The following is a 21,525-nucleotide window of genomic DNA, read 5'->3' on the forward strand; positions in this document are numbered from 1 at the left end:
TACAAGCCAGCGCCTATGGTGGCGTCATCTTAACCACCTCAAACGCGGGGTGAGTTCGGCGTGTTCCCGTTCCTATGTCCCGGCGAGCCCCCGATGCCTGCGCACGCTTTCCTCCACGACGTCGAGTACCGGTTCGAGGTCGTCGGCGGGCAGCCCCATGGCCAGGTGCGACACCAGGCCCTCCAGCACCAGTTCCAGGTAGGCGGTGAGCACGTCGATGCTGACGTCGTCGCGGAGGTTGCCCGCCTCGCGCTGCCAGACGAGACGCTTGCGGGTGGCGGTGGTCAGCTGCTGCGATCGCTGCGCCCAGCGTGCCCTGAACTCCGGATCGGTGCGCAGCCTGCGCGAGACCTCCAGCCGGGTGCCGAGCCAGTCGGCCGGATGTTCGCTGCGGCCGGACAGCAGGTCGCGCATCACCTGCACGAGGCCCTGCCGCGCCACCACGTCGGCCATCCTGGCGGCGTCGTCCTCTGCGAGCGCGAGGAACAGTGATTCCTTGTCCCGGAAATGATGGAAGATCGCGCCTCGGGACAACTGGGTGGCTTCCTCGAGGCGCCGAACCGTGGCACCCTCGTACCCGTAACGGGTAAAGCACACCCGCGCGCCGTCGAGGATCTGGCGGCGGCGGGCGTCGAGATGGTCCTGACTGACCCGTGGCATCCCACGATCTTGACACCGAGACCCCATCGTCGCAATCCGTACGTACGTACTACGACGGGGCCTGCGGGGCGCGGTGTACGGCTGCCCGCGCGGCCCCGTGGAGCCGCGCGGGCAGGACGACGGTCAGGGAATTGTCAGCGTGGCAGGCTGCTCGAAGACCCGGCTCGACCTACGTGCCGCCACGAAGTCCCACGCGGTCTGCCTCGGGCGCACCCGGTCGGTGTTCCACGCGCCGAGCAGCAGCGCGACCTTGGCCTGCATCTCCGTGCGCAGCTTCAGAAACGACTCGGTCGGGTCCGCACCCACGTGGCCGAGCAGCAGCCACCACGCCCACGCGGCCGCGCCCGCGTTGGCGACGAAGTCCGGAATCACCGCGATGCCCCGCGCCGCCAGCATCAACTCGGCCTCCGGCGTTGTCGCCGAGTTGGCGGCCTCGACCACCACGCGGGCGGCCACGTCGAAGGAGTTGTCCGGGGTCAGCGCGTACGAGATCGCCGCGGGTACGAGGATGTCCGCGCTCGTTGCGACCACAGCCTGCCTCGGCAACCGCTCGACCTCGGCGGGCACCGCCGAGCGGTCGATCTCGCCGAAGGAGTTCCTCGCCCGCAACAGCGCGGGGATGTCGAGGCCGTCCGGGTGGTACAGGGTACCTTCGGCATCGGCGACCGCGACCACTCGCATGCCTGCCTCGTGCAGGTACCACGCCGCGCCGCCGCCCATCGTGCCGATGCCCTGCACCGCCACGGTCGTCTCCCGCGCGGGCCACTCCCACGCCGCCGCGGCGCCGAGGCAGGCCTGCGCCACCCCGTAGCCGCCGATGACGTCGCCGAGCAGCAGTCCGCCGGGAACGGGCGCGTTCAGCCCTGCCTGCACCCTGCGCAGCGTGCGCGCGGGATCGACGGAGCGGCGGATGGCCGCGTGATACGACTGCTCCAGCCCGAGCTTGGCGAAAACGGCGTCGATGACGTGCTGCGGCACGCCGAGGTCCTCGGCCGTCACCCAGTGCGCGTCCAGCCACGGACGCATCGCCTCGCAGAAGCGTTCCAGTACGCCGTCCGCCCTCGGGTCCTTCGGGTCGAAGTCGATACCGCCCTTGGCGCCGCCGACGGGCAGGTCGAAGGTCGCCGTCTTGGCCGCCATCCCCCTGGCCAGGTCCTCGACCTCGGACAGCGTGCAACCCGCTCGCATCCGGGTGCCCCCGGTCGCGAGTCCGGAGACCAGCGAGTGCACGACGAGGTAACCGTGCGCACCCGTCACCGGGTCGGTCCAGGTCAACCTCAACAGCGGCTCGTCAGCTTGCTGGATACCCACTCGCCTCCTCCTTCTCGCCTGGGCAGTTCCCCTCTACTGCAAGGCTGGGGCCGGGTGGCGCCGCGCGTCCAGTTAAGGATCATGCACGGTTGCGTTTAGGGTTGGTGCATGGACCTGTCGGTTCATCGCCTGCGCATGCTCAGGGAACTGCACCGCCGGGGCACCGTCACGGCGGCCGCCGCCGCGTTGCACTACACCGCCTCCGCGGTCTCGCAACAGCTCGCGCAGTTGGAGCGCGATGTCGGCGCGAAACTGTTCGAGCGGCTGGGCCGCCGGGTACAGCTCACCGAACTGGGCCTGCTGCTCACCGCGCACGCCGAGGAGATCCTCGGCGCCGTCGAGCGGGCGACGCTGGCGCTGGAGGAGGCACAGGAGAGCGTGTCGGTCCGGCTGACGGCGGGGGTGTGGGCGTCGGTGGCATCAGGCCTGTTGCCGACCGCGCTCAACTCGCTGGCGGCCGAACACCCCGGCATCGAGGTGCGCACGAGGGAACTGGCTCCCGAGGAGACCGCCGACGCGGTGCGCGACGGCTCGCTGGACTTCTCCTTCGTGCTCGACTACACCGACGTTCCGACACCGTGGGACAACGGCCTGGAGCGCGCGGCCGTGGCCGTGGAACGGCTCTACGCGGCCGTACCGGCCGCGACTGTGCCGACCAGCGCGGTGACCCTGCTGGAACTCGCCGACCAGCCGTGGATTCTGGCCAGCCCCCGCAGCCACTTCGGAAGGGCCGTGCGGGTCGCCTGCCAGCGCAGCGGTTTCGAGCCGACCATCAATCACGAGGTCGAGGAGCAGTCCACGGCGATGGCGATGGTCAGCGCGGGGCTGGGTATCACACTGGTGTCCGATCTGGGGCTGACACTGCGCCCGCCGGGGGTGGACATCGTGACGTTGACGACCCCGGTGATGCGCACGGTGTCGGTGGCCTACCGCCGTACCGCCGCGCGCCGACCCGCGCTGCAACTGGTTATCCACGCGGTGCGTGCGGCCGCGGCCGAACTGGGGCTCGGCGCGTCGGAAACGGTTCCCGGCTGAGATCCCTCGATCGGTCGCGACTGTCGTACCCCGCGTGTAGCGTCCGAAATAAGGGAGCGGGACTCCGTCGGATACCGGGGGTGGATGCGATGACAGCGGTTCGTGACAGGCTTTCCTACCCGGACGGAGCAGCCGTGGACCGTGCCGCGGTCACCGAGGAGGACGCGGAGAACGTCGCCGCGCGGGTGGTGTCCAGCCGTGCGGAGGGCGAGGCGTACGTGGCTTCGGTGTGTTTCAAACACGGCCCACCCCGGTTGCTCGGCGTCGAGATCGAGTACACCGTCCATGACGCCCACGACCCGGCCCAACCGCTGCGACCCGATCGTCTCGCCGACGCGCTCGGCTCCCACACTCCTCGGACACTTCGGCCCGGTAGCGAGGCAGCGCCCCTGCCGGGCGGGTCCACACTCACTCTCGAACCCGGTTGCCAGGTGGAGATCTCCACGGCGCCGCAGGAATCGCTTCGCGCGCTCGCGACCGTCGCCAGTACCGATCTGTGCTACGTGACCGATCTGCTCGCGCTGTCCGGGCTGCGGCTGGGAACGCAGGGTATCGATCCCGTGCGCGGTCCGAAGCGGCTACTGCCGACCGAGCGGTACGCCGCGATGGAACGCCGGTTCGCCCCGATGGGGCCCGGCGGCCTCACGATGATGTGCAGCACCGCCGCGTTGCAGGTGTGCGTCGACATCGGAGAGCGGTCACAGGCGGCGGCGAGGTGGGCCGCCGCGCACGCGCTGGGGCCGGTGCTGCTGTCGCTGTTCGCCAACTCGCGAAGGCATGCAGGCCGTGACACCGGGATGGCTTCCGCGCGCTGGCAGGCCGTCATGGACACCGAGAACGCACGTACCTACGCGCAGGGGCCGGTGGCCGATCCCGCGCAGGCGTGGGCGCGACGGGTGCTCGACACGCCGCTGATGGTTCTGCCCAGAAAGGACGGACCGTGGGACGCCCCCGCCGGCCTCACCTTCGCCGACTGGATCGAGTCGAGGGGTCCCGCGGCCGTGCTGGCTCCGCCCACCTTCGCCGACCTCGACTACCACCTCACCACGCTGTTCACCCCGGTGCGCCCGCACGGATACCTCGAGATCCGCTACCTCGACGCGCAACCGCCCGGCACCTGGCTGCATCCGGTCGCGCTGCTTTCCGCGCTGCTGGAAAACGATTCCACTGTGGACAAGGTGCTGGAGATCTGTGAACCCGTCGCGGACAAGTGGTCCGACGCCGCCCGGCACGGGCTGGCCGATCGCGCCATCTCGACCGCCGCGTTCGCGGTGGCCGACATCGGTTGCTCCGCACTGTCCACAGCAGACCTTCCTGCCGACACCATCGCCGCCATCGCCAACGACGTCGCACGCCGACTACGGCGCCGAGGAGGGAACCGACCGACATGACCACGGCACACACCGAGTCACCCAACCCGCTGCTGCGGCTGAGCCCGCAGGACCTGCGTTCGCACACCGCCAGGACCCTCGACGCCGCAAGGCGGCGCAGCCGGGCGCTGACCGACGCCGTCGACGACGAGGACCTGGTGCGCCAGCACTCCAAACTGATGTCGCCACTGGTGTGGGACCTGGCGCACATCGGAAGCCAGGAGGAGATCTGGCTGGTGCGTGACGTCGGCGGCCGCGAGCCGTTGCGGCCCGACATCGACGACCTCTACGACGCTTTCCAACATCCCAGGGCGCAGCGCCCGCAGCTGCCGCTGCTGGGGCCCGCACAGGCCCGTGCCTACGTCAGCGAGGTCCGGCAGAAGGCCTTCGACGTGCTGGAACAGGCCCCACTCGAGGGCCGCAGGCTCACCGAGGCCGCCTTCGCGTTCGGGATGATCGCCCAGCACGAGCAGCAACACGACGAGACGATGCTCGCCACCCACCAGTTGCGCGACGGGGATCCGGTGCTGCATGCGCCGCAGCCACCGCCACGCACGGTCGGTGACCTGCCTGGCGAGGTGGTGGTGCCCGCCGGGGCGTTCCTGATGGGAACGTCGGTGGAGCCGTGGGCACTGGACAACGAGCGGCCCGCCCACGAGGTGTGGGTCGACGCGTTCGCCATCGACACCTTCCCTGTCACCAACGGCCAGTTCGCCCGGTTCATCGAGTCGGGTGGCTACCAGGAACCGCGGTGGTGGAGCGAGCAAGGCTGGGCCTACCGCCGCGAGCACGGGATCACCGCCCCCAGGTTCTGGCGCGCACAGGCCGACGGCTGGTGGCGCACCCGGTTCGGCGTGTACGAGCGGGTGCCCGCCGACGAACCGGTGGTGCACGTGTCGTTCCACGAGGCGAGGGCCTACGCGGCGTGGGCGGGCAAGCGGCTGCCCACCGAGGCGGAATGGGAGAAGGCGGCCCGCTACGACCCGGCGACGTCGCGCTCGTTGCGTTACCCGTGGGGCGACGCCGAGCCCGACGCCGGCCACGCCAACCTCGGCCAGCGGCACCTGCGTCCCGCCGTGGTGGGCGCCTACCCACGCGGCGCCTCCCCGCTGGGGGTGCACCAGCTCATCGGCGACGTCTGGGAGTGGACGAGCAGCGACTTCCTGCCCTACCCCGGCTTCGTGGCGTTCCCCTACCGCGAGTACTCCGAGGTGTTCTTCGGCCCGGAGTACAAGGTGCTGCGCGGTGGTTCGTTCGGCACCGACCCGGTCGCGATCCGGGGGACGTTCCGGAACTGGGACTTCCCCATCCGCAGGCAGATCTTCGCCGGATTCCGCTGCGCGAGGGACCTGCGTTCCGACGAGAGGCCCTGACGTGTGCCGACACCTGGCCTACCTCGGGGTGCCGTCGTCGCCTGCGTGGCCGATGTTCGACGCGCCGCACTCGCTGCTGGTGCAGTCCTACGCGCCCAAGGACATGCGCGCGGGCGGCACCGTCAACGCCGACGGGTTCGGGCTCGGCTGGTTCGCCGATGACGGCGGTGCCACCTATTACCGAAGGCCGCTGCCGTTGTGGGCCGACGAGGCGCTGCCCAGGCTGGCGAGCACAGTGCGTTCGCCGTCGTTCCTGGCCGCCGCGCGCTCGTCGACGCCGGGGATGCCCGTCTGTGAGGGGGCGTGCGCGCCGTTCTCGGGCGAGGCGGGGCTGTTCAGCCACAACGGCGTCGTACGTGGCTGGCCGGAGTCGGTGGCCGGGCTGGCGGAGAAGCTGCCGGTGGCCGACCTGCTGCGGCTGCAGGCCCCTACCGACTCCGCGCTGCTGTGGGCGCTGCTTCGCGACCGGCTGCGTGGCGGCACCGACCCGGTCGCGGCGGTGACGGAACTCGTCCTCGAGGTGGAGCATGCCGCGCCGGGCTCGCGGCTGAACCTGCTGTTCACCGACGCGGACCTGCTGGTCGCCACCGCGTGGACACACGCGTTGTCGGTACTGGTCCGGCCCGACGGTGTGTTGATCGCATCGGAACCGGTGGACGACGACCCCGCATGGCAGCCCGTGCCCGACCGGCACGTGGTTGTCGCACGGCGTGGCACGCCCGGTGAGGTGGAGTCACGTCCCATCGAGACAGAACGGAGAAATGCGTGAGCCAGCGGCAACTCGACGTGCGCGGCAGCACCGAGGACGTCACCGAGGCCCTGCGCGAGGACGTGCGGGAAGGGCTCTCCGCGAGGCAGAAATGGCTGCCGTCCAAATGGTTCTACGACGCCAGAGGCAGCGAGTTGTTCGAACGCATCACCGAGTTGCCCGAGTACTACCCGACGCGCTCGGAGCGGGAGGTGCTCGGGCGCGAGGCGGCCGCCGTCGCCTCCGTCACTTCGGCGCGGACGCTGGTGGAGCTGGGCTCGGGCTCGAGTGAGAAGACCAGGTTGCTGCTCGACGGGCTGCGCGAGCACGGCACCCTGACCGAGTTCGTCCCGCTGGACGTGTCGGCTTCGGCGCTGTCGGAAGCCGCCGACGCCATCGCAGCGGACTATCCCGGTCTCGTGGTGCACGGCGTCGTCGGCGACTTCACCGAGCACCTGGGGCTGCTGCCGGGTGAGCGACCCCGGCTGGTGGCCTTCCTCGGCGGCACGATCGGCAACCTGACTCCGGCCGACCGCGCCAAGTTCCTGCGCTCGGTGCGCGACGTACTGTCCGAAGGGGAGTGGCTGCTGCTCGGCACGGATCTGGTCAAGGACGCCGAAACGCTCGTCCGCGCCTACGACGACGCGGCAGGGGTCACCGCCGAGTTCAACCGCAACGTGTTACGCGTGCTCAACGCCAGACTCGGAGCCGACTTCGATCCGACCGCGTTCGAGCACGTCAGCTACTGGGACGAGGACAACGAGTGGATCGAGATGCGGTTGCGGGCGCGTGCCGAGACGCGGGTGCGGATTCCGGGTGCGGACCTGGAGGTCACCTTCGCCGAGGGCGAGCACGTGCGCACCGAGATCTCGGCGAAGTTCCGGCGGGAAGGCGTGCGTGCCGAACTGGCGGAGGCGGGGTTCGAACTGGCGCGCTGGTGGACCGACGAGCGCGGCCGGTTCGGTGTTTCGCTGGCTCGTGCCGGGGCAGGCGGCGCCTCGTGATCGAATAGCGGCATGCGTAACCCGTTACCGATGCTCGCCCGCGCGCTGGGCACCCGGCCGTGGCTGATGCGACTAGCGGGCGGCATCGTTTGGGCTGACTCCCGGTTGTATCGGCTGTCGAAAGGCAGGATCAGCCTGGTCGCGATCGCGGGCCTGCCGTCGCTGCGGCTGACCACCGTTGGCCGCAGGAGCGGGCTGCCACGCAGCCGGAACCTGCTCTACTACCCGCACGGAGACGAGTACGTGGTCACCGGCTCCAACTGGGGTCGCCGCAGGGCCCCGGACTGGGCGTTCAACCTGCGTGCTCATCCCGAGGCGACGGTGTCGGTGCGTGGCGGGCAGGCGCGGGTGTGGGCGCGTGAGCTGAAAGGCGAGGAGTACGAACAGATGTGGCGGCGGCTGGTGCGGTTCTGGCCCGGCTACGCCATGGAGGCGCTGCAGGCGGGCCGGGAACTACCCGTGTTCGTGCTCGCCCCGCGCGAGCACTGAGGTCGCGCGCCGCAGCCCCGGGTCGGTCACCCCAGCAGGCTGCGCACGATCAGGGCCACCGCGCTTCCCGCGGCCACGACCAGCACGGCTGCGCGAATCCGGCCGCCGTCGAGGATGCCGCGTGCGGGCCCGGACAGCAGGAACCCGCCGAGCAGGAACGGCAACAGCCACAGCACCAGCCGTAGCTGTTCCGGCCTGAGTTGGCCGCCGATGCCGAGCCCGGCGATGGAGATCGCCGAGCCGATCACGAAACTGGCCGCCATCGTGGAGCGGATGCGCGGTCCGGGCGCGTGCTGGTACAGCAACGCCAGCGGGGGGCCGCCGATGGACGCGGCCGTGCCGAAGGTGCCGCTGGCGATGCCCGCGACGAGCAGCGAGCGCGGCGTGGGGCGCGGCCGCCACGACAGGACGGAAAGCACCACGCACACCAGCACCGACAACCCGACGATCGCGGCGAAGGGACGTTGCGCGACGGTGGCCACGGCCACCACACCCAGCACGGTGCCGGGAACGCGGCCCAGCATCGCCCACCACACGCCACGCCAGTCGGTGTCGGTGTGCTCGCGCAGTACCGCGAGCACGGCGTGCGCGCTGGCGACCAGCAGCAGCGGCACCGGCACGAAAGCCGGCTCCAGCAACGCCAGCAGCGGCGCCGCGATGAGGTTCATACCGAACCCCACCGTGCCCTGCACCAGCGCGCCGAGGAACACCACGACGCCCGCGAGCACCACCACCGACATGTGTTTCCCCGCTGATCGCACGCGACCCCGGCACCGGACCTCGGCACCGGGGTCGCGGGTTGCGTGTCAGGCCGTCATCTTGCGCAGCACGTACTGCAGGATGCCACCGTTGCGGTAGTAGTCGGCCTCGCCGGGGGTGTCGATGCGGACCACGGCGTCGAACTCCACCTTGGTGCCGTCGCTCCTGGTCGCGGTGACGTGCACCGTGCGGGGTGTCTCGCCGGAGTTCAGCGCGGTGATGCCGGAGATGTCGAAGGTCTCGGTGCCGTCCAGACCGAGCGACTTGGCGGACTCCCCTTCGGGGAACTGCAGCGGGATCACGCCCATGCCGATCAGGTTCGACCGGTGGATGCGCTCGAAGGACTCGGCGATCACGGCGCGGACACCGAGCAGGCTGGTGCCCTTGGCCGCCCAGTCGCGCGAGGAGCCCGAGCCGTACTCCTTACCGCCCAGCACGACCAGCGGGATACCTGCGGCGGCGTAGTTCTGCGCGGCGTCGTAGATGAACGCCTGCGGTCCGCCCTCCTGCGTGAAGTCGCGGGTGTAGCCGCCCTGCACGTCGTCGAGCAACTGGTTGCGCAGCCGGATGTTGGCGAAGGTACCCCTGATCATCACCTCGTGGTTGCCGCGACGGGAGCCGTAGGAGTTGAAGTCCTTGCGCTCGATGCCGTGCTCGGTGAGGTAGCGACCGGCGGGGGAGTCCTGCTTGATGGCGCCCGCGGGGGAGATGTGGTCGGTGGTCACCGAGTCTCCCAGCTTGGCGAGCACCCGCGCGCCCTGGATGTCGGTCACCGGAGCCGGTTGGCGCGTCATGCCCTCGAAGTACGGCGGCTTGCGGACATAGGTGGACTCGGGGTCCCAGGTGAACGTCTTGCCCTCCGGAGTGGGCAGCGACTTCCAGCGCTGCCCGCCCTCGAAGACGTTCGCGTAGTCCTTGCTGAACATCTCCTGGGTGATCGCCGAGTCGATCGTGGACTGGATCTCCTTGGGGGAGGGCCAGATGTCGCGCAGGTACACGTCGTTGCCCTGCGGGTCCTGGCCCAGCGGCTGGGTCTCGAAGTCGAAGTCCATCGTGCCCGCCAGCGCGTAGGCGATCACCAGCGGTGGCGAGGCGAGGTAGTTCATCTTGACGTCGGGGTTGATCCGGCCCTCGAAGTTGCGGTTGCCGGAAAGCACCGACACCACCGTGAGGTCGTGCTCGTTGACCACGGCGGAGACCTCCTCAGGCAGCGGCCCGGAGTTGCCGATGCAGGTGGTGCAGCCGTAACCGACCAGGTGGTAGCCCAGTTTCTCCAGGTAGGGCCACAGCCCGGCCTTCTCGTAGTAGTCGGTGACGACCTGCGAGCCAGGGGCCATCGACGTCTTGACCCACGGCTTGACCGTCAAACCCCTCTCCACGGCGTTGCGGGCCAGCAGCGCGGCGCCCAGCATCACCGAGGGGTTGGACGTGTTGGTGCAGGAGGTGATGGAGGCGATCACCACGGCACCGTGGTCGAGCACGAACTCCCCCCGGTCGGGCATGCTGACCTTCACCGGCTTGCTCGGCCTGCCAGAGGAGCCGTCCGCGGCGGAGTGCACGTCCACCGCTGTCTCGTCCGCGAACGACAGCGAAGGCGAGTCGCTGGCGGGGAAGGACTCCTCGGATGCCTCGTCCAGCTTTGTGTGCGGGACGGGATAGTTCTCCTCGACGTAGTCGTGCAGCGACTTGCGGAACGAGGACTTCGCGTCGGTGAGTTCGATGCGGTCCTGCGGGCGCTTGGGACCCGCGATCGACGGCACCACCGTGGAAAGGTCCAGTTCGAGGTACTCGGAGTACTCCGGCTCCCGCTCCGGGTCGTGCCACAGCCCCTGTTCCTTGGCGTAGGTCTCCACCAGCGCCAACTGCTCGGGGGAGCGGCCGGTCAGCTTCAGGTAGCGCAGCGTCTCGTCGTCGATGGGGAAGATCGCGGCGGTGGAGCCGAACTCCGGGCTCATGTTGCCGATGGTGGCGCGGTTGGCCAGCGGCACCGCACCGACGCCGTCGCCGTAGAACTCGACGAACTTGCCGACGACCCCGTGCCTGCGCAGCATCTCGGTGATGGTGAGCACCACGTCGGTGGCGGTGGCGCCGGAGGGGATCTCACCGGTGAGCTTGAAGCCCACCACCTTCGGGATCAGCATCGACACCGGCTGGCCGAGCATCGCGGCCTCGGCCTCGATGCCGCCGACACCCCAGCCCAGCACGCCGAGGCCGTTGACCATGGTGGTGTGGGAGTCGGTGCCCACGCAGGTGTCGGGGTAGGCCTGCCCGTTGCGGGCCATCACGGTGCGCGCCAGGTACTCGATGTTGACCTGGTGCACGATGCCGGTACCCGGTGGGACGACCTTGAACTCCTCGAAGGCGTTCTGACCCCAGCGCAGGAACTGGTAGCGCTCGCGGTTGCGCTCGTACTCGAACTCGACGTTGCGCTCGAAGGCGTCCGACCTGCCGAACACGTCGATGATCACCGAGTGGTCGATGACGAGTTCGGCGGGCGCCAGCGGGTTCACCTTGTCCGGGTCGCCGCCCAACTCGGTCACCGCTTCCCGCATCGTGGCCAGGTCCACCACGCAGGGCACGCCGGTGAAGTCCTGCATCACCACACGAGCCGGGGTGAACTGGATCTCGGTCGACGGTTCGGCGCCGGGGTCCCAGTTGCCGATCGCACGGATGTGCTCGGCGGTGATGTTGGCGCCGTCCTCGGTGCGCAGCAGGTTCTCGAGCAGGATCTTCAGGCTGTAGGGCAGCCGTTGCGAGCCCTCGACCTTGTTCAGGCGGAACACCTCGTAGGAGGCGTCACCGACTTTCAGCGTGTCCCGAGCTCCGAAGCTGTCCTTGCTGGTGGCTGCAGTCACGTCTCACTCCATGGCGGCGGTTGTCCGGGGTCAGCAGGTCGAGTCTCGCGCACCCCCGTAGTGCCCGCAGGAGGTGGCTCAGCGGCGCCCTGCTACCCCAAACAGTACGCTTGTCCTTTTTTGGGTTCAAGCCGGGGTAGGCCAAGGGCCCGGTGTCCCGCCGAAGCAGGCGCGACACCGGGCCCTCACGACCGCCTGGGAGCGGGTCAGTTACCGGCTTCGATCATCGCCTTGAGGTCCTGCGGCTGCATGCTCCGCAGGAAGGACATGCCCAGTTCGTGGAAGGTGCGCAACGGGCTGACGTAGTGCTTGCCGTCGACCTCGGTGGTCACCACGCCGAGACCCTGCTCGAACAGGCCGCCCACGAGGTTGGTCAGCGCCTCCTCCAGCGCGGGTGGCATCGGTTCGTCGGCTTCGGTGGCGATCATCGCGCCGACCTGCTCCCCGCAGAACTCCTCGCTGAATCCCGGGCTCTGCAACTGGTAGCAGTCGCCGTTCTTGGTGATCGAGGCCGTGCCCTCGCCCGGCACCCGCAGTTCGACGGAGGTGATCGTGGCGCGGGTACCACCGTCGACGTCACGGGTCTCGGTCCGCAGGTCGGTGACCTCGACCCCGGTGGGTTCCGCTTCGTCGGCCGCCGCGGAGACCAGCACGGGGCCCACGTCGTGCAGCACGGCCATCTCGTCGGGCGGCAGCAGTTCGATCACCCGGGTGAGGTCGGCGTCCAGCGCGGCCTGCACGAGTTGCTGGACCGCGGCGTTGGCGGAGTCGGCGCCGCGGTGCGGGATCGACTCCTGCGGCCACGACTCGCCCTCGGCCAGCAGCCCCAGGTCCGCCACCGTGTAGAGCAGGCTCGGGTACCAACCGCCGTCGTGCTGCACCGTGGCGATCCGCAGCGGCTGACCCTCCTCGCGCACGAGTTGCGCGATGTCGAGGGTGTGATGCTCCGCCTCACGTGACAGGCCACTGCCGGACTGGGCCGCGATCGCGTCCAGGAACTCCTGGGCGATGGGCATCCGGCTCGGGTCGATGTCAACGGTGATCCTGCCGCCGGTCAGCTTGGCGATGGCGAGGTGGTCGTTGATCCGCTCCGGCTCGGCGAAGCGCAGGTTCTCGGTCTTGATCTCGATGCCCTGGAAGTTCTCCAGGTCGAGATCCTCGGCAAGCACGCCGAGTCGCTGGTACTCCTGAGCGGACTGCCTCGTGGCGTCCACCAGCAGCGAAGCCTCGGCCGGAGCCAACGTGCCCAGCAGCCCGACGATGTCGCCGTTGCCGAGCGCGTTGGCGAGGTTGGTCGCGGCCTCGTTCGGGCTCGCGGCACCGGCGGCCACCGAATCGCCCCTGCTGAGCGCGAACCACGTCGCGCCACCACCCACGGCGAGTACCAGCAGCACGACCAGCGTGATGACGAGGCCGCGCCTGCTCTTGCCCTGTCCCGGCGGCGCGGGGTAGCCGGCCGGCTGGGTGTACTGCTCGGTGGGGCCGTACTGGCCGTGGTAGGGCTGCTGCGGCGCGGTGGGCGGGTACTGCTGATAGCCGCCCGGCTGTTGCTGCTGCGGGTAGGGCTGCTGCGGATACTGTTGCGGCCACTGCTCCCCTTGGCCTGGACTGGTCACGCTCACACACCTGCTCTTCCGGTTTCCGCGCCGCGCCGGTCGCGCCTGCCCCAGTAGGAGACGAGCACCCCCAAGGCGCCGAGCGTCGCGGTCGTCATCCCTGTAGTGGTCGTGGCCGGGCCGGTCGTCGTTACCGAGACCTGCCCCGCCGCATCGGCGGCTTGGACGATGGTCAGCACCGAAACGGTTCCCACGAGTGCGGCCAGCGGCAGCGTGGTGAGCGCCGCCACGCGGAGGAATCCGAGCGCGAACAGCCCCACGCACACCGCGGACAGCAGCGGCACGCCGACCCAGCCACGCAGCAGCAGGCCCACCAGCGGGTTGTTCACCAGCGCGAGGGAATCGGCGAGGGCAGCCGCCTGATAGCTGTCGCGTTCGATCCCGCCGGAGGAGAACCACGGCAGGAAGGTGCCGACGGAGGCGACGGCCAGTCCCGCCACGCACGTGCCCGCGAAGACGCGGACCGGCATCGAAAGCCGCCTCGCCATACCGCGCCCCCCGCTCGCCGCCGTGCCCGCACAGATCATCCCGCAGTAGGCGGATCGGGGGAGCGGCGGTCCCCCTTGTCAGCGAATTGTTGCGTACGAGACGGCCGTTCCTGCTGGTGCGATTGGTGTCGATGTGGTCCGAATGGCACAGTCGGTGCTGGTCCGGATGCAGGAGGTGAATGCTGTGCCGCACGGGTCGTACGGATCGCGCGGCCGCGGCGCGCGCGGCGAAGTGCCCCACCGGACGGGTACGGCGTCGGCATCACCCGCCACGGCACGCCGCGGCATGGTCACGGGCGCGCTGGCCGCGGCGGTGCTGCTCGGTGTGAGCGGCACCGGGCTCGCGGTGCCGCCGCCACCTCCGAACCCCAGCGACTCCGAACTGGAAAACAGCAGGCGCGTGGCCGACGAGCGCGCCGGAGAGGTCGGCAGGCTTTCCGGAGAGCTGGCGCGGGTGCAGGCGCGGCTGGCCCAGTTGCGCGACGAGGTCGCGCTGAAGCTCGAGGAGGCCAACAGGGCACTGGTTGACCTGAGCCAGGCGCGCTCCGCCGCCGAGGCGGCGCAGCGGGACGCCGACGCCGCAAGAGCAGAGGCGGACGCGGCCGCGGCGGCCATCGAGCGGGCCAGGAAGGATTTCGACCGTTTCGTCGCGGGCAGCTACCAGCAGGGCAGCACGATCGGCTCCGTGGGAGCCTATCTCGGCTCGGACAACCCGAAGGACCTGCTGGACAGGGCGCAACTGCTGGAAGCGGTCGGCGGCAGCCAACTCGACGCGCTGCGGGGGCTTCGCAAGGCCCGCATCGAGAAGGCCAACAGCGACGCCGCCGCCCGCGCCGCGCTACGGCTCGCCCGCCAGCGCCGAGCCGAGGCCGAACAGGCCAAGGTCGCCGCCGACGAGGCAAAGGCGGCGGCCGTGGCGGCACAGCGCAGCCAGGCCGCGCGCACCGCCGAGGTCGAGGCCGAGAAGCAGCGCGTGGAACAGCGGCTGTTCGAGGCGCAGCGACGAGCGCACGGGCTGGAAGGCCAGCGCGAGCGCTACGAGGAGTGGCTCGCGCGCAAGCGCCGCGAGGAGCAGCAGCAGCTGGCGCAGGCGGCAGGCGCCGCGCCGGTGAGCCACGCGGGGTCGTCGGTGTCCTCGGGGTCGTCGGGATCCTCGGCCACCGTCGAGGACGTCATCGCACGAGCCATGTCGCAACTGGGTGTGCCCTACGCCTGGGGTGGGGGCAACGCGTCGGGCCCCACCTACGGCATCCGGGACGGCGGTGTCGCCGACAGCTACGGCGACTACAACAAGGTCGGCTTCGACTGTTCCGGGCTGATGATCTACGCCTTCGCCGAGGTGCAGTCGCTTCCGCACTACAGCGGCTACCAGTACAACGCAGGACGCAGGGTGCCGCTGTCGCAGGCGAAGCGAGGCGACATGCTCTTCTGGGGCCCCAGCCGGATCCATCACGTCGCGCTCTACCTCGGCGACGGGCGGATGATCGAGGCTCCGTACTCCGGCTCGCACGTGCGCGTCGCCCCGGTGCGCTACGGCGGCATCATGCCCTACGCCGTGCGCCTGGTCGACTGAGGACCGGCGCCGTGGCCGAGGCGTCGCGCGAGTTGCCCCCGTGGCGTCGACTAGATTTCGAGACGTGCCCTTCGAGTCCGCCGCGCGCCAGGAGTCTCGCGCGCTGCCGCCCACGCTCGCCGGCGTGATCCTGGCCGGGGGCGCCGCCCGCAGGCTCGGCGGCATCGACAAGCCCATGCTCGCCCCGCAAGGGCCGCCGCTGCTGTACAGGGCCGTCGCGGCGGTGGCCGGTGCCGACCCCGTCGTGGTCGTCGGCCCGCGAAGGCAGGGCCTGCCTCGGGTGCGCTGGACCAGGGAGAACCCGCCCGGCGGGGGACCGGTGGCAGCGCTGGTCGCGGGCCTGGAACTGGTGCACACCGAACTGGTCGCCGTGCTCGCCGCCGACCTGCCGGGCATCGCCACCGCCACGGTGGAACGCCTCGTCGCGGCGGTCTGCGGCACGGCGGGCACGGGGGGCACGGCGGGCGGGGCCGCCGCCGACGGCGCCGTGCTGGTGGACGCCGACGGCCGCCGACAGTGGCTGGTCGGCGTGTGGTGGGTTGCCCGGCTGCGCGCCGTGTTGCCCGCCCGGCCGCAGGGCGCTTCGCTGCGGTCCACGCTGGGCCGCTTGTCCATTGTGGAGGTCGTCGCTCGGCAGGGGGAAGCCGACGACGTGGACACACCCGCCGACCTGGAACGCCGGTAGAGCTTCACAGCCGTCACACCGCCGAGCGGGTTTGCTTGGGGATACGGTCGCGATCAGCCGTGCCCGCGAGGGCGGGTACGGTCACGGGAGTAGCGCAGATTGGTCGCCAGCGAGGAGGTAGGTGTGACCGAGCCCGGCACCCCGGCGCGGGACGCCCAGTTACTTGAACGCACCGTGTTCGAGGTCAAGCGCGTCATCGTCGGGCAGGACAGGCTCGTGGAGCGCATGCTGGTCGGCCTGCTGTCCAAGGGCCACCTGCTGCTGGAGGGCGTGCCCGGCGTCGCGAAGACACTGGCGGTGGAGACGTTCGCTCGCGTGGTGGGCGGCACGTTCTCCCGCGTGCAGTTCACCCCCGACCTCGTGCCCGCCGACATCGTGGGCACCCGCATCTACCGACAGTCCAGCGAGAAGTTCGACGTGGAGCTGGGCCCGGTCGTGGCGAACTTCGTGCTCGCCGACGAGATCAACCGCGCCCCCGCGAAGGTGCAGTCGGCCATGCTGGAGATCATGGCCGAGCGGCACGTTTCCATCGGGGGCGAGACCTTCCCGATGCCCGACCCGTTCCTGGTGCTGGCCACGCAGAACCCGATCGAGAACGAGGGCGTGTACCCGTTGCCGGAGGCCCAGCGCGACAGGTTCCTCTTCAAGATCGTCGTGGAGTACCCGACGGCGGAGGAGGAGCGCGAGATCGTCTACCGGATGGGTGTGACGCCGCCGGAGCCCAGCGAGGTACTCAGTCCCTCCGAACTCGTGCGGCTGCAGCAGGTGGCCTCGCAGGTGTTCGTCCACCACGCGCTGGTGGACTACGTCGTGCGGCTGGTGCTGGCCACCAGGACCCCCGGCGAGCACGGGCTCACCGACGTGGCGGGCTGGGTGTCCTACGGCGCTTCGCCACGAGCGAGCCTCGGCGTGATCGCCGCCGCGCGCGCACTGGCGCTGGTGCGCGGCCGCGACTACGTGCTGCCGCAGGACGTGGTCGACGTGGTGCCCGACGTGTTGCGGCACCGGCTGGTGCTGTCCTACGACGCGCTGGCCGACGGGGTGCCGCTGGACCACATCATCAACCGCATCCTGCAGACGGTGCCGTTGCCGCAGGTCTCGGCTCGGCCGCAGGCACCGGGTCAGCCTGTCGCGGCAGGTGTGCCCGGCAGGTAGCGGGCGTCATGACTGAACCGAACGACATTCGCGGCGGCAGGCCGGCATGGGCCCCTCCCGTGCTGCGCGGTGACCGGCTGGAGGCCGGACTGCGCACGCTGGAGCTGGACGTGCGCCGCAGGCTGGACGGTCTGCTGCAGGGCAACCACCTCGGCCTGGTGCCCGGCCCAGGCTCCGAGCCGGGTGAGGCGCGCCCCTACCAGCCGGGTGACGACGTGCGCAGGATGGACTGGGCGGTCACCGCACGCACCACCACGCCGCACATCAGGGAGACGGTCGCCGACAGGGAACTGGAGACCTGGGTGGTCGCGGACCTGTCACCGAGCCTGGACTTCGGTACCGCCGCGTGCGAGAAGCGCGACCTGGTGGTGTGCGCCGTCGCCGCCGTCGCGCACCTGACCGGTGGTGGCGGCAACCGGATCGGCGCGCTCATCTCCAACGGCGACACCACGGTGCGGGTCCCGCCGAGGGGCGGGCTCGGTCACGCGCGCAACCTCGTGCGCAAGGTGGCTCAGACGCCACGTGCGGCGGAAGGCACCAGGGGAGACCTGGCGCGGCTGGTCGATCAGTTGCGGCGCCCGCCCCGCAGGCGCGGCCTGGTCGTCGTGGTGTCGGACTTCCTAGGGCCCACCACGTGGGAACGGCCGTTGCGGGCGCTGTCAGCGCGGCACGACCTGGTGGCCGTCGAGGTGCTCGACCCCCGAGACGTCGACCTGCCCGACGTAGGCACCATCGTGCTCGCCGACCCCGAGACCGGCAGGCAGCGGGAGGTCAACGCCTCCGCGTTGCTGCGCAAGGAGTTCGCGGCGGCGGCCCACGCCCACCGCGGTGAGGTAGCGAGAGCCGTGCGGCAGGCGGGCGCGGGCCATCTGGTGCTGCGCACGGACTCGGACTGGATCGCCGACCTGGTGCGGTTCGCGGTGGCCCGCAAACGTGGCTGGTCGGGGGCCGCGTCATGAGCATCACCGGATTCAGCTCGCCGTGGTGGTTCCTGCTGCTGCTCGTGGTCGGCGCGGTGGTCGCGGGCTACGTGCTGGCCATGCGCGCCCGGCGCAGGCGGACCATGCGGTTCGCGAACCTGGAGTTGCTGGAGCGGGTGGCGCCGCGGGGACAGGGCTGGAGCAAACACGTGCCCGCCGCGTTGCTGATCGTGTCGCTGCTGCTGCTCACCTTCGCGCTCGCGGGCCCCACCGCGGAGCAGAAGGTGCCGCGCAACCGTGCCACGGTGATGCTCGTGGTGGACGTGTCGCTTTCGATGGAGGCCACCGACGTCGAACCCACCCGGCTGAAGGCCGCACAGGAAGCGGCGCGGTCGTTCGCGCAGGGCCTCACGCCGGGGGTGAACCTCGGCCTGATCTCGTTCGCGGGTACGGCGACGGTTCTGGTCGCGCCCACCACCGAGCGGCAGGGCGTGGTACGTGCCATCGACAACCTGAAGCTCGCTCAGTCCACCGCCACCGGCGAGGGCATCTTCGCGGCCATCCAATCCATCGACAGCTTCTCGGCGGTGGTTGGCGGCGCCGACGGTCCGCCGCCGGCCAGGATCGTGCTGATGACCGACGGCAAGCAGACCGTGCCGCAGGACGAGTACGCACCCAGGGGGGCGTTCACCGCGGCGGGAATCGCCAAGCAGAAGCAGATCCCGGTCAGCACCATCTCTTTCGGAACCTCGCACGGCACGGTCGAGATCGAGGGCAAGCAGGTGCCCGTGGAGGTCGACGACGCCTCGATGCGCGAGATCGCCCGGCTTTCCGGCGGCGACTTCTACAAGGCCGCCTCCGCCGAGGAACTCAAGCGGGTGTACGAGAGTCTGGGCGAGCAGATCGGCTACGAGACCAAGAACGTCGACGCCAGCAAGCCGTGGGTGGTGCTGGGCACCATCGTCCTCATCGGGGCCGCGGGCAGTTCGCTGTTCCTCGGCCAGCGGCTGCCCTGAGCCGGGCCGACCTCCCCCGCTCGGCCAGCTGTGCCCCGCTCAGCCCGACGCGCCCCGGAAGTCGTGCTGGCGCCACGCCTCGTACACCGCGATCGAGGCGGCGTTGGTGATGTTGAGCGAGCGCGAGGACGGCAGCATCGGCACGCGCAGCAGATCCGTCACGGCCGGGTCGTGCTGTACCTGCTCGGGCAGCCCGACCGATTCCGGCCCGAACAGCAGCACGTCGCCCTCGGCGTAGGCCACGTCGGTGTGCCTGCGGGTGGCCTTCGCGGTGAACGCGTACACCCGTGCGGGCGCGAGCAGCCGCAGCGCCGTCGCGAGATCCGGGTGTACGCGGACGTGCGCGAGGTCGTGGTAGTCCAGGCCCGCGCGCCGCAGGTACCGGTCCGCCATGGAGAAGCCCAGCGGCTCGATCAGGTGCAACTCACACCCGGTGTTGGCCGCCAACCTGATCGCGTTGCCGGTGTTGGGCGGGATCTCGGGTCGGTAGAACACGATGCGGAACACGGCGCCGATCTTTCCCGAAGGGCACTCCTCGGCGCGGCGGGGTCGCTCCTCAGCGTTCGCCCTGTGCCGCCAGCAGCGCCTTTCGCACCTGCTCGGCAGGCACGGTCGGCCGGTGGTCGGCGGTACCCACCCACACGTAGCGGTTGCTGCCCTCGACGACGAGCTCGTCGCCGCGCTCGATGCGGACACCCAGCACCATCGAGGTGTTTCCGACGTGGTCCACGGTCAGTGCCACCACCAACTCGTCCTCGAAACGGCACGGCCTGAGGTAGCGCAGGTTCGACTCGGCGACGACCATGTCGATGCCCTGCTCGATCAGATTGGTGTGGGAGCCGAACAGAACCTTGCAGAACTCGAACGAGGCCATGTCGACATAGGCGAGGTAATGGGCGTTGAACACGATGCCCTGCTGGTCGCACTCGTGGTAGCGGACCTTGACGGGCATGCGGACCACGGGCTCTCGCTGCTGCTTCGGCATGCGGCGAAGACTACGACAGTGCCGTTCCAGCCGTCCCAGCCCGGCGGCGGGACCGGGGTTTCGGTGCTGGGGTTCAGGCCGGCGGAGCGGTCAACTCCCTGCCGGGCAGCCAGCCCTCGCCGATATCGGTCACCCGCCAGCGGGAGACGTTGAGGTCGACGGCCTCCACCGGCGCGGCTTCGATCAACGCCTTGATCTGTGGTTCCTTCCGCAGCAGCGCGGCGATGGTCTCTTCCTTGCCCTCGGCGTCGCGCACCGTCGCCGTGGCGCGGCCCTGCAGGAACGGCTGGAACGGGCCGGACGGCGCGATCACCACGGCCACCGACGGGTTGGCGTTGATGTTGCGCAGCGTGGTGCCGCCCGCCTCCAGCACCAGGGTCAGCGTGAACGGGTCGAGTTCGGCGTAGAAGGCACCGGCGTTCCAGATGTCGTCGCCCGCGGTGGCCAGGAACATCGAGCTGTTCTCGCCGAGCACGCGAACCAGCTTGTCACGCGCCTGCTCGTCGACCTGGGTGAGCTGCATGAGATGTGTTCTCCCGATCGTGGGGCCGAGTGTGGGTAACGGTTACGGTTTGCGGGCGACGCCGCCGAGCATCAGGTGTTCTTCCGGCCACGGCTCGCGCAGCGCGGGGCCGGTCGGCCACCACTGGTCGAGCTCGACCAGGCCTGGCGGCAGTAGCTCGAGATCGCCGAACAGTTCCGCGATGCGTTCGCGGCTGCGCCACCAGCCCGAGCCGAGACCCAGCTTGGTGAGCCTGTGCTCCTGCTTGCGTGCCTGCTCGTGCAGCTCGGAGTCCTCGTCGCAGGGGTCCCAGAAGTGCGTCAGCGCGACGTGGGAGCCGGGCGCCAGCGCCTCGATGTAGGAACGCATGATGCCCGCCGGGTCGCCCTCGTCGGGCACGTGGTGCAGGGTGCCGCACTGCATGAGCACCACCGGACGGTCGAAGTCGAGGAAGCCGTTGATCCTGGGATCGGCCAGCAACTCGGCAGGCCGGGTGAAGTCGCCCTCGACGAACCGCGTGTCCTCGTTCTCCTCCAGCAGTGCCCGGCCGTGGGCGCTGCAGACGGGGTCGATGTCGACGTAGACGACACGGGCCGCCGGATTGCTGTGCTGGGCCACCTGGTGGGTGTTCTCCGCGGTGGGCAGCCCGCTGCCCAGATCCAGGAACTGGTCGATGCCCGCGTCCTTGGCGAGATAGCGCACCACCCGCACCAGCCAGCGCCGGTTCATCTTGCTGACCTCGCTCTGGTGCGGGGCGACCTCCAGCAGTCTCTGATAGGCCTGCCGATCGACCTCGTAGTTGTCCTTGCCGCCCAGGCTCGCGTCGTAGACACGCGCGATGCTCGGCTTGCTCGTGTCGAGCCATGCCGACGGCGGATGTGTTTCGGACACCGGCGATCCTCCTCGTAACCTCTCGCGCCGGTTGGGCGGCGAGGCCGATCGCCGCCGTTTCGCCGCCCGTCAGGGTTGGCCAAGATAGCG

Annotated in this window: 21 protein-coding genes; 11 read left to right on the plus strand and 10 right to left on the minus strand. The window is 70.2% G+C overall.

Annotation, left to right across the window (positions count from 1 at the left end; all coding sequences use genetic code 11):
* Positions 1 to 72: 72 nt before the first annotated feature.
* A complete protein-coding gene (locus tag SACMADRAFT_RS13640; RefSeq protein WP_040925688.1) occupies positions 73 to 660 on the minus strand; it encodes a TetR/AcrR family transcriptional regulator in 588 nt (195 codons plus the stop codon).
* A 123-nt stretch (positions 661 to 783) separates the two neighbouring features.
* Positions 784 to 1,971, minus strand: coding sequence for a Glu/Leu/Phe/Val dehydrogenase dimerization domain-containing protein (locus tag SACMADRAFT_RS13645; protein WP_009154410.1), 1,188 nt, complete (start codon positions 1,969 to 1,971; stop codon positions 784 to 786).
* 108 nt (positions 1,972 to 2,079) lie between these two features.
* Between SACMADRAFT_RS13645 and SACMADRAFT_RS13650 the strand changes: the two genes are divergently transcribed.
* The 6 genes from SACMADRAFT_RS13650 to SACMADRAFT_RS13675 all read left to right on the plus strand — a co-directional run bounded on the left by SACMADRAFT_RS13650 (position 2,080) and on the right by SACMADRAFT_RS13675 (position 7,990).
* Positions 2,080 to 3,006, plus strand: a complete 927-nt coding sequence (locus SACMADRAFT_RS13650; RefSeq protein WP_009154411.1) for a LysR family transcriptional regulator — start codon at positions 2,080 to 2,082, stop codon at positions 3,004 to 3,006.
* A gap of 89 nt (positions 3,007 to 3,095) precedes the next feature.
* Positions 3,096 to 4,397: a glutamate-cysteine ligase family protein gene (locus SACMADRAFT_RS13655; protein WP_009154412.1), complete on the plus strand. Its 1,302-nt coding sequence runs from the start codon at positions 3,096 to 3,098 to the stop codon at positions 4,395 to 4,397.
* Positions 4,394 to 5,749, plus strand: coding sequence for an ergothioneine biosynthesis protein EgtB (egtB, locus tag SACMADRAFT_RS13660; RefSeq protein WP_009154413.1), 1,356 nt, complete (start codon positions 4,394 to 4,396; stop codon positions 5,747 to 5,749). The genes SACMADRAFT_RS13655 and egtB overlap by 4 nt, the downstream gene beginning before the upstream one ends.
* 1 nt (position 5,750) lies before the next feature.
* Entirely contained in the window at positions 5,751 to 6,518 is a 768-nt protein-coding gene (egtC, locus tag SACMADRAFT_RS13665; protein WP_009154414.1) for an ergothioneine biosynthesis protein EgtC, read from the plus strand.
* On the plus strand, positions 6,515 to 7,501 hold the full coding sequence (egtD, locus tag SACMADRAFT_RS13670) for an L-histidine N(alpha)-methyltransferase (RefSeq protein ID WP_009154415.1): 987 nt from the start codon (positions 6,515 to 6,517) through the stop codon (positions 7,499 to 7,501). Before egtC ends, egtD begins: the two co-directional genes overlap by 4 nt.
* 12 nt (positions 7,502 to 7,513) lie before the next feature.
* Complete coding sequence (locus SACMADRAFT_RS13675) at positions 7,514 to 7,990, plus strand: nitroreductase family deazaflavin-dependent oxidoreductase (protein ID WP_009154416.1); 477 nt, start codon at positions 7,514 to 7,516, stop codon at positions 7,988 to 7,990.
* Between the two features lie 26 nt (positions 7,991 to 8,016).
* On the opposite strand, the gene SACMADRAFT_RS13680 is transcribed toward SACMADRAFT_RS13675, so the two are convergent.
* The 4 genes from SACMADRAFT_RS13680 to SACMADRAFT_RS13695 form a co-directional block, all read right to left on the minus strand.
* Positions 8,017 to 8,730 (minus strand): TSUP family transporter, encoded by a 714-nt coding sequence (locus tag SACMADRAFT_RS13680; protein ID WP_009154417.1) that lies wholly within the window; start codon positions 8,728 to 8,730, stop codon positions 8,017 to 8,019.
* A 66-nt stretch (positions 8,731 to 8,796) separates the two neighbouring features.
* Entirely contained in the window at positions 8,797 to 11,604 is a 2,808-nt protein-coding gene (locus SACMADRAFT_RS13685) for an aconitate hydratase (RefSeq protein WP_009154418.1), read from the minus strand.
* A gap of 206 nt (positions 11,605 to 11,810) precedes the next feature.
* Positions 11,811 to 13,220, minus strand: a complete 1,410-nt coding sequence (locus SACMADRAFT_RS13690; RefSeq protein WP_009154419.1) for a hypothetical protein — start codon at positions 13,218 to 13,220, stop codon at positions 11,811 to 11,813.
* Between the two features lie 2 nt (positions 13,221 to 13,222).
* Positions 13,223 to 13,708, minus strand: a complete 486-nt coding sequence (locus SACMADRAFT_RS13695; protein WP_050998109.1) for a hypothetical protein — start codon at positions 13,706 to 13,708, stop codon at positions 13,223 to 13,225.
* A gap of 142 nt (positions 13,709 to 13,850) precedes the next feature.
* On the opposite strand from SACMADRAFT_RS13695, the gene SACMADRAFT_RS13700 reads away from it, so the two are divergent.
* From SACMADRAFT_RS13700 to SACMADRAFT_RS13720, 5 genes are all read left to right on the plus strand, one after another.
* A complete protein-coding gene (locus SACMADRAFT_RS13700) occupies positions 13,851 to 15,281 on the plus strand; it encodes an NlpC/P60 family protein (protein ID WP_009154421.1) in 1,431 nt (476 codons plus the stop codon).
* Between the two features lie 64 nt (positions 15,282 to 15,345).
* Positions 15,346 to 15,966 carry a molybdenum cofactor guanylyltransferase gene (gene mobA / locus SACMADRAFT_RS13705; protein ID WP_050998110.1) on the plus strand — a complete coding sequence of 207 codons (621 nt, stop codon included), beginning with the start codon at positions 15,346 to 15,348 and terminating at the stop codon, positions 15,964 to 15,966.
* Between the two features lie 123 nt (positions 15,967 to 16,089).
* Positions 16,090 to 17,121, plus strand: coding sequence for an AAA family ATPase (locus SACMADRAFT_RS13710; protein WP_009154423.1), 1,032 nt, complete (start codon positions 16,090 to 16,092; stop codon positions 17,119 to 17,121).
* A gap of 8 nt (positions 17,122 to 17,129) precedes the next feature.
* On the plus strand, positions 17,130 to 18,080 hold the full coding sequence (locus tag SACMADRAFT_RS13715; RefSeq protein ID WP_009154424.1) for a DUF58 domain-containing protein: 951 nt from the start codon (positions 17,130 to 17,132) through the stop codon (positions 18,078 to 18,080).
* Positions 18,077 to 19,057, plus strand: coding sequence for a VWA domain-containing protein (locus SACMADRAFT_RS13720; RefSeq protein WP_009154425.1), 981 nt, complete (start codon positions 18,077 to 18,079; stop codon positions 19,055 to 19,057). Before SACMADRAFT_RS13715 ends, SACMADRAFT_RS13720 begins: the two co-directional genes overlap by 4 nt.
* Before the next feature lie 39 nt (positions 19,058 to 19,096).
* On the opposite strand, the gene SACMADRAFT_RS13725 is transcribed toward SACMADRAFT_RS13720, so the two are convergent.
* From SACMADRAFT_RS13725 to SACMADRAFT_RS13740, 4 genes are all read right to left on the minus strand, one after another.
* Complete coding sequence (locus tag SACMADRAFT_RS13725; RefSeq protein WP_009154426.1) at positions 19,097 to 19,564, minus strand: tRNA (cytidine(34)-2'-O)-methyltransferase; 468 nt, start codon at positions 19,562 to 19,564, stop codon at positions 19,097 to 19,099.
* A gap of 49 nt (positions 19,565 to 19,613) precedes the next feature.
* Entirely contained in the window at positions 19,614 to 20,042 is a 429-nt protein-coding gene (locus SACMADRAFT_RS13730) for an acyl-CoA thioesterase (protein ID WP_009154427.1), read from the minus strand.
* A 73-nt stretch (positions 20,043 to 20,115) separates the two neighbouring features.
* On the minus strand, positions 20,116 to 20,565 hold the full coding sequence (locus SACMADRAFT_RS13735) for a pyridoxamine 5'-phosphate oxidase family protein (protein ID WP_009154428.1): 450 nt from the start codon (positions 20,563 to 20,565) through the stop codon (positions 20,116 to 20,118).
* Between the two features lie 42 nt (positions 20,566 to 20,607).
* Positions 20,608 to 21,435, minus strand: coding sequence for an SAM-dependent methyltransferase (locus tag SACMADRAFT_RS13740; protein ID WP_009154429.1), 828 nt, complete (start codon positions 21,433 to 21,435; stop codon positions 20,608 to 20,610).
* Between the last annotated feature and the right edge of the window lie 90 nt (positions 21,436 to 21,525).

The organism is Saccharomonospora marina XMU15, assembly GCF_000244955.1.
Taxonomy (GTDB): domain Bacteria; phylum Actinomycetota; class Actinomycetes; order Mycobacteriales; family Pseudonocardiaceae; genus Saccharomonospora_A; species Saccharomonospora_A marina.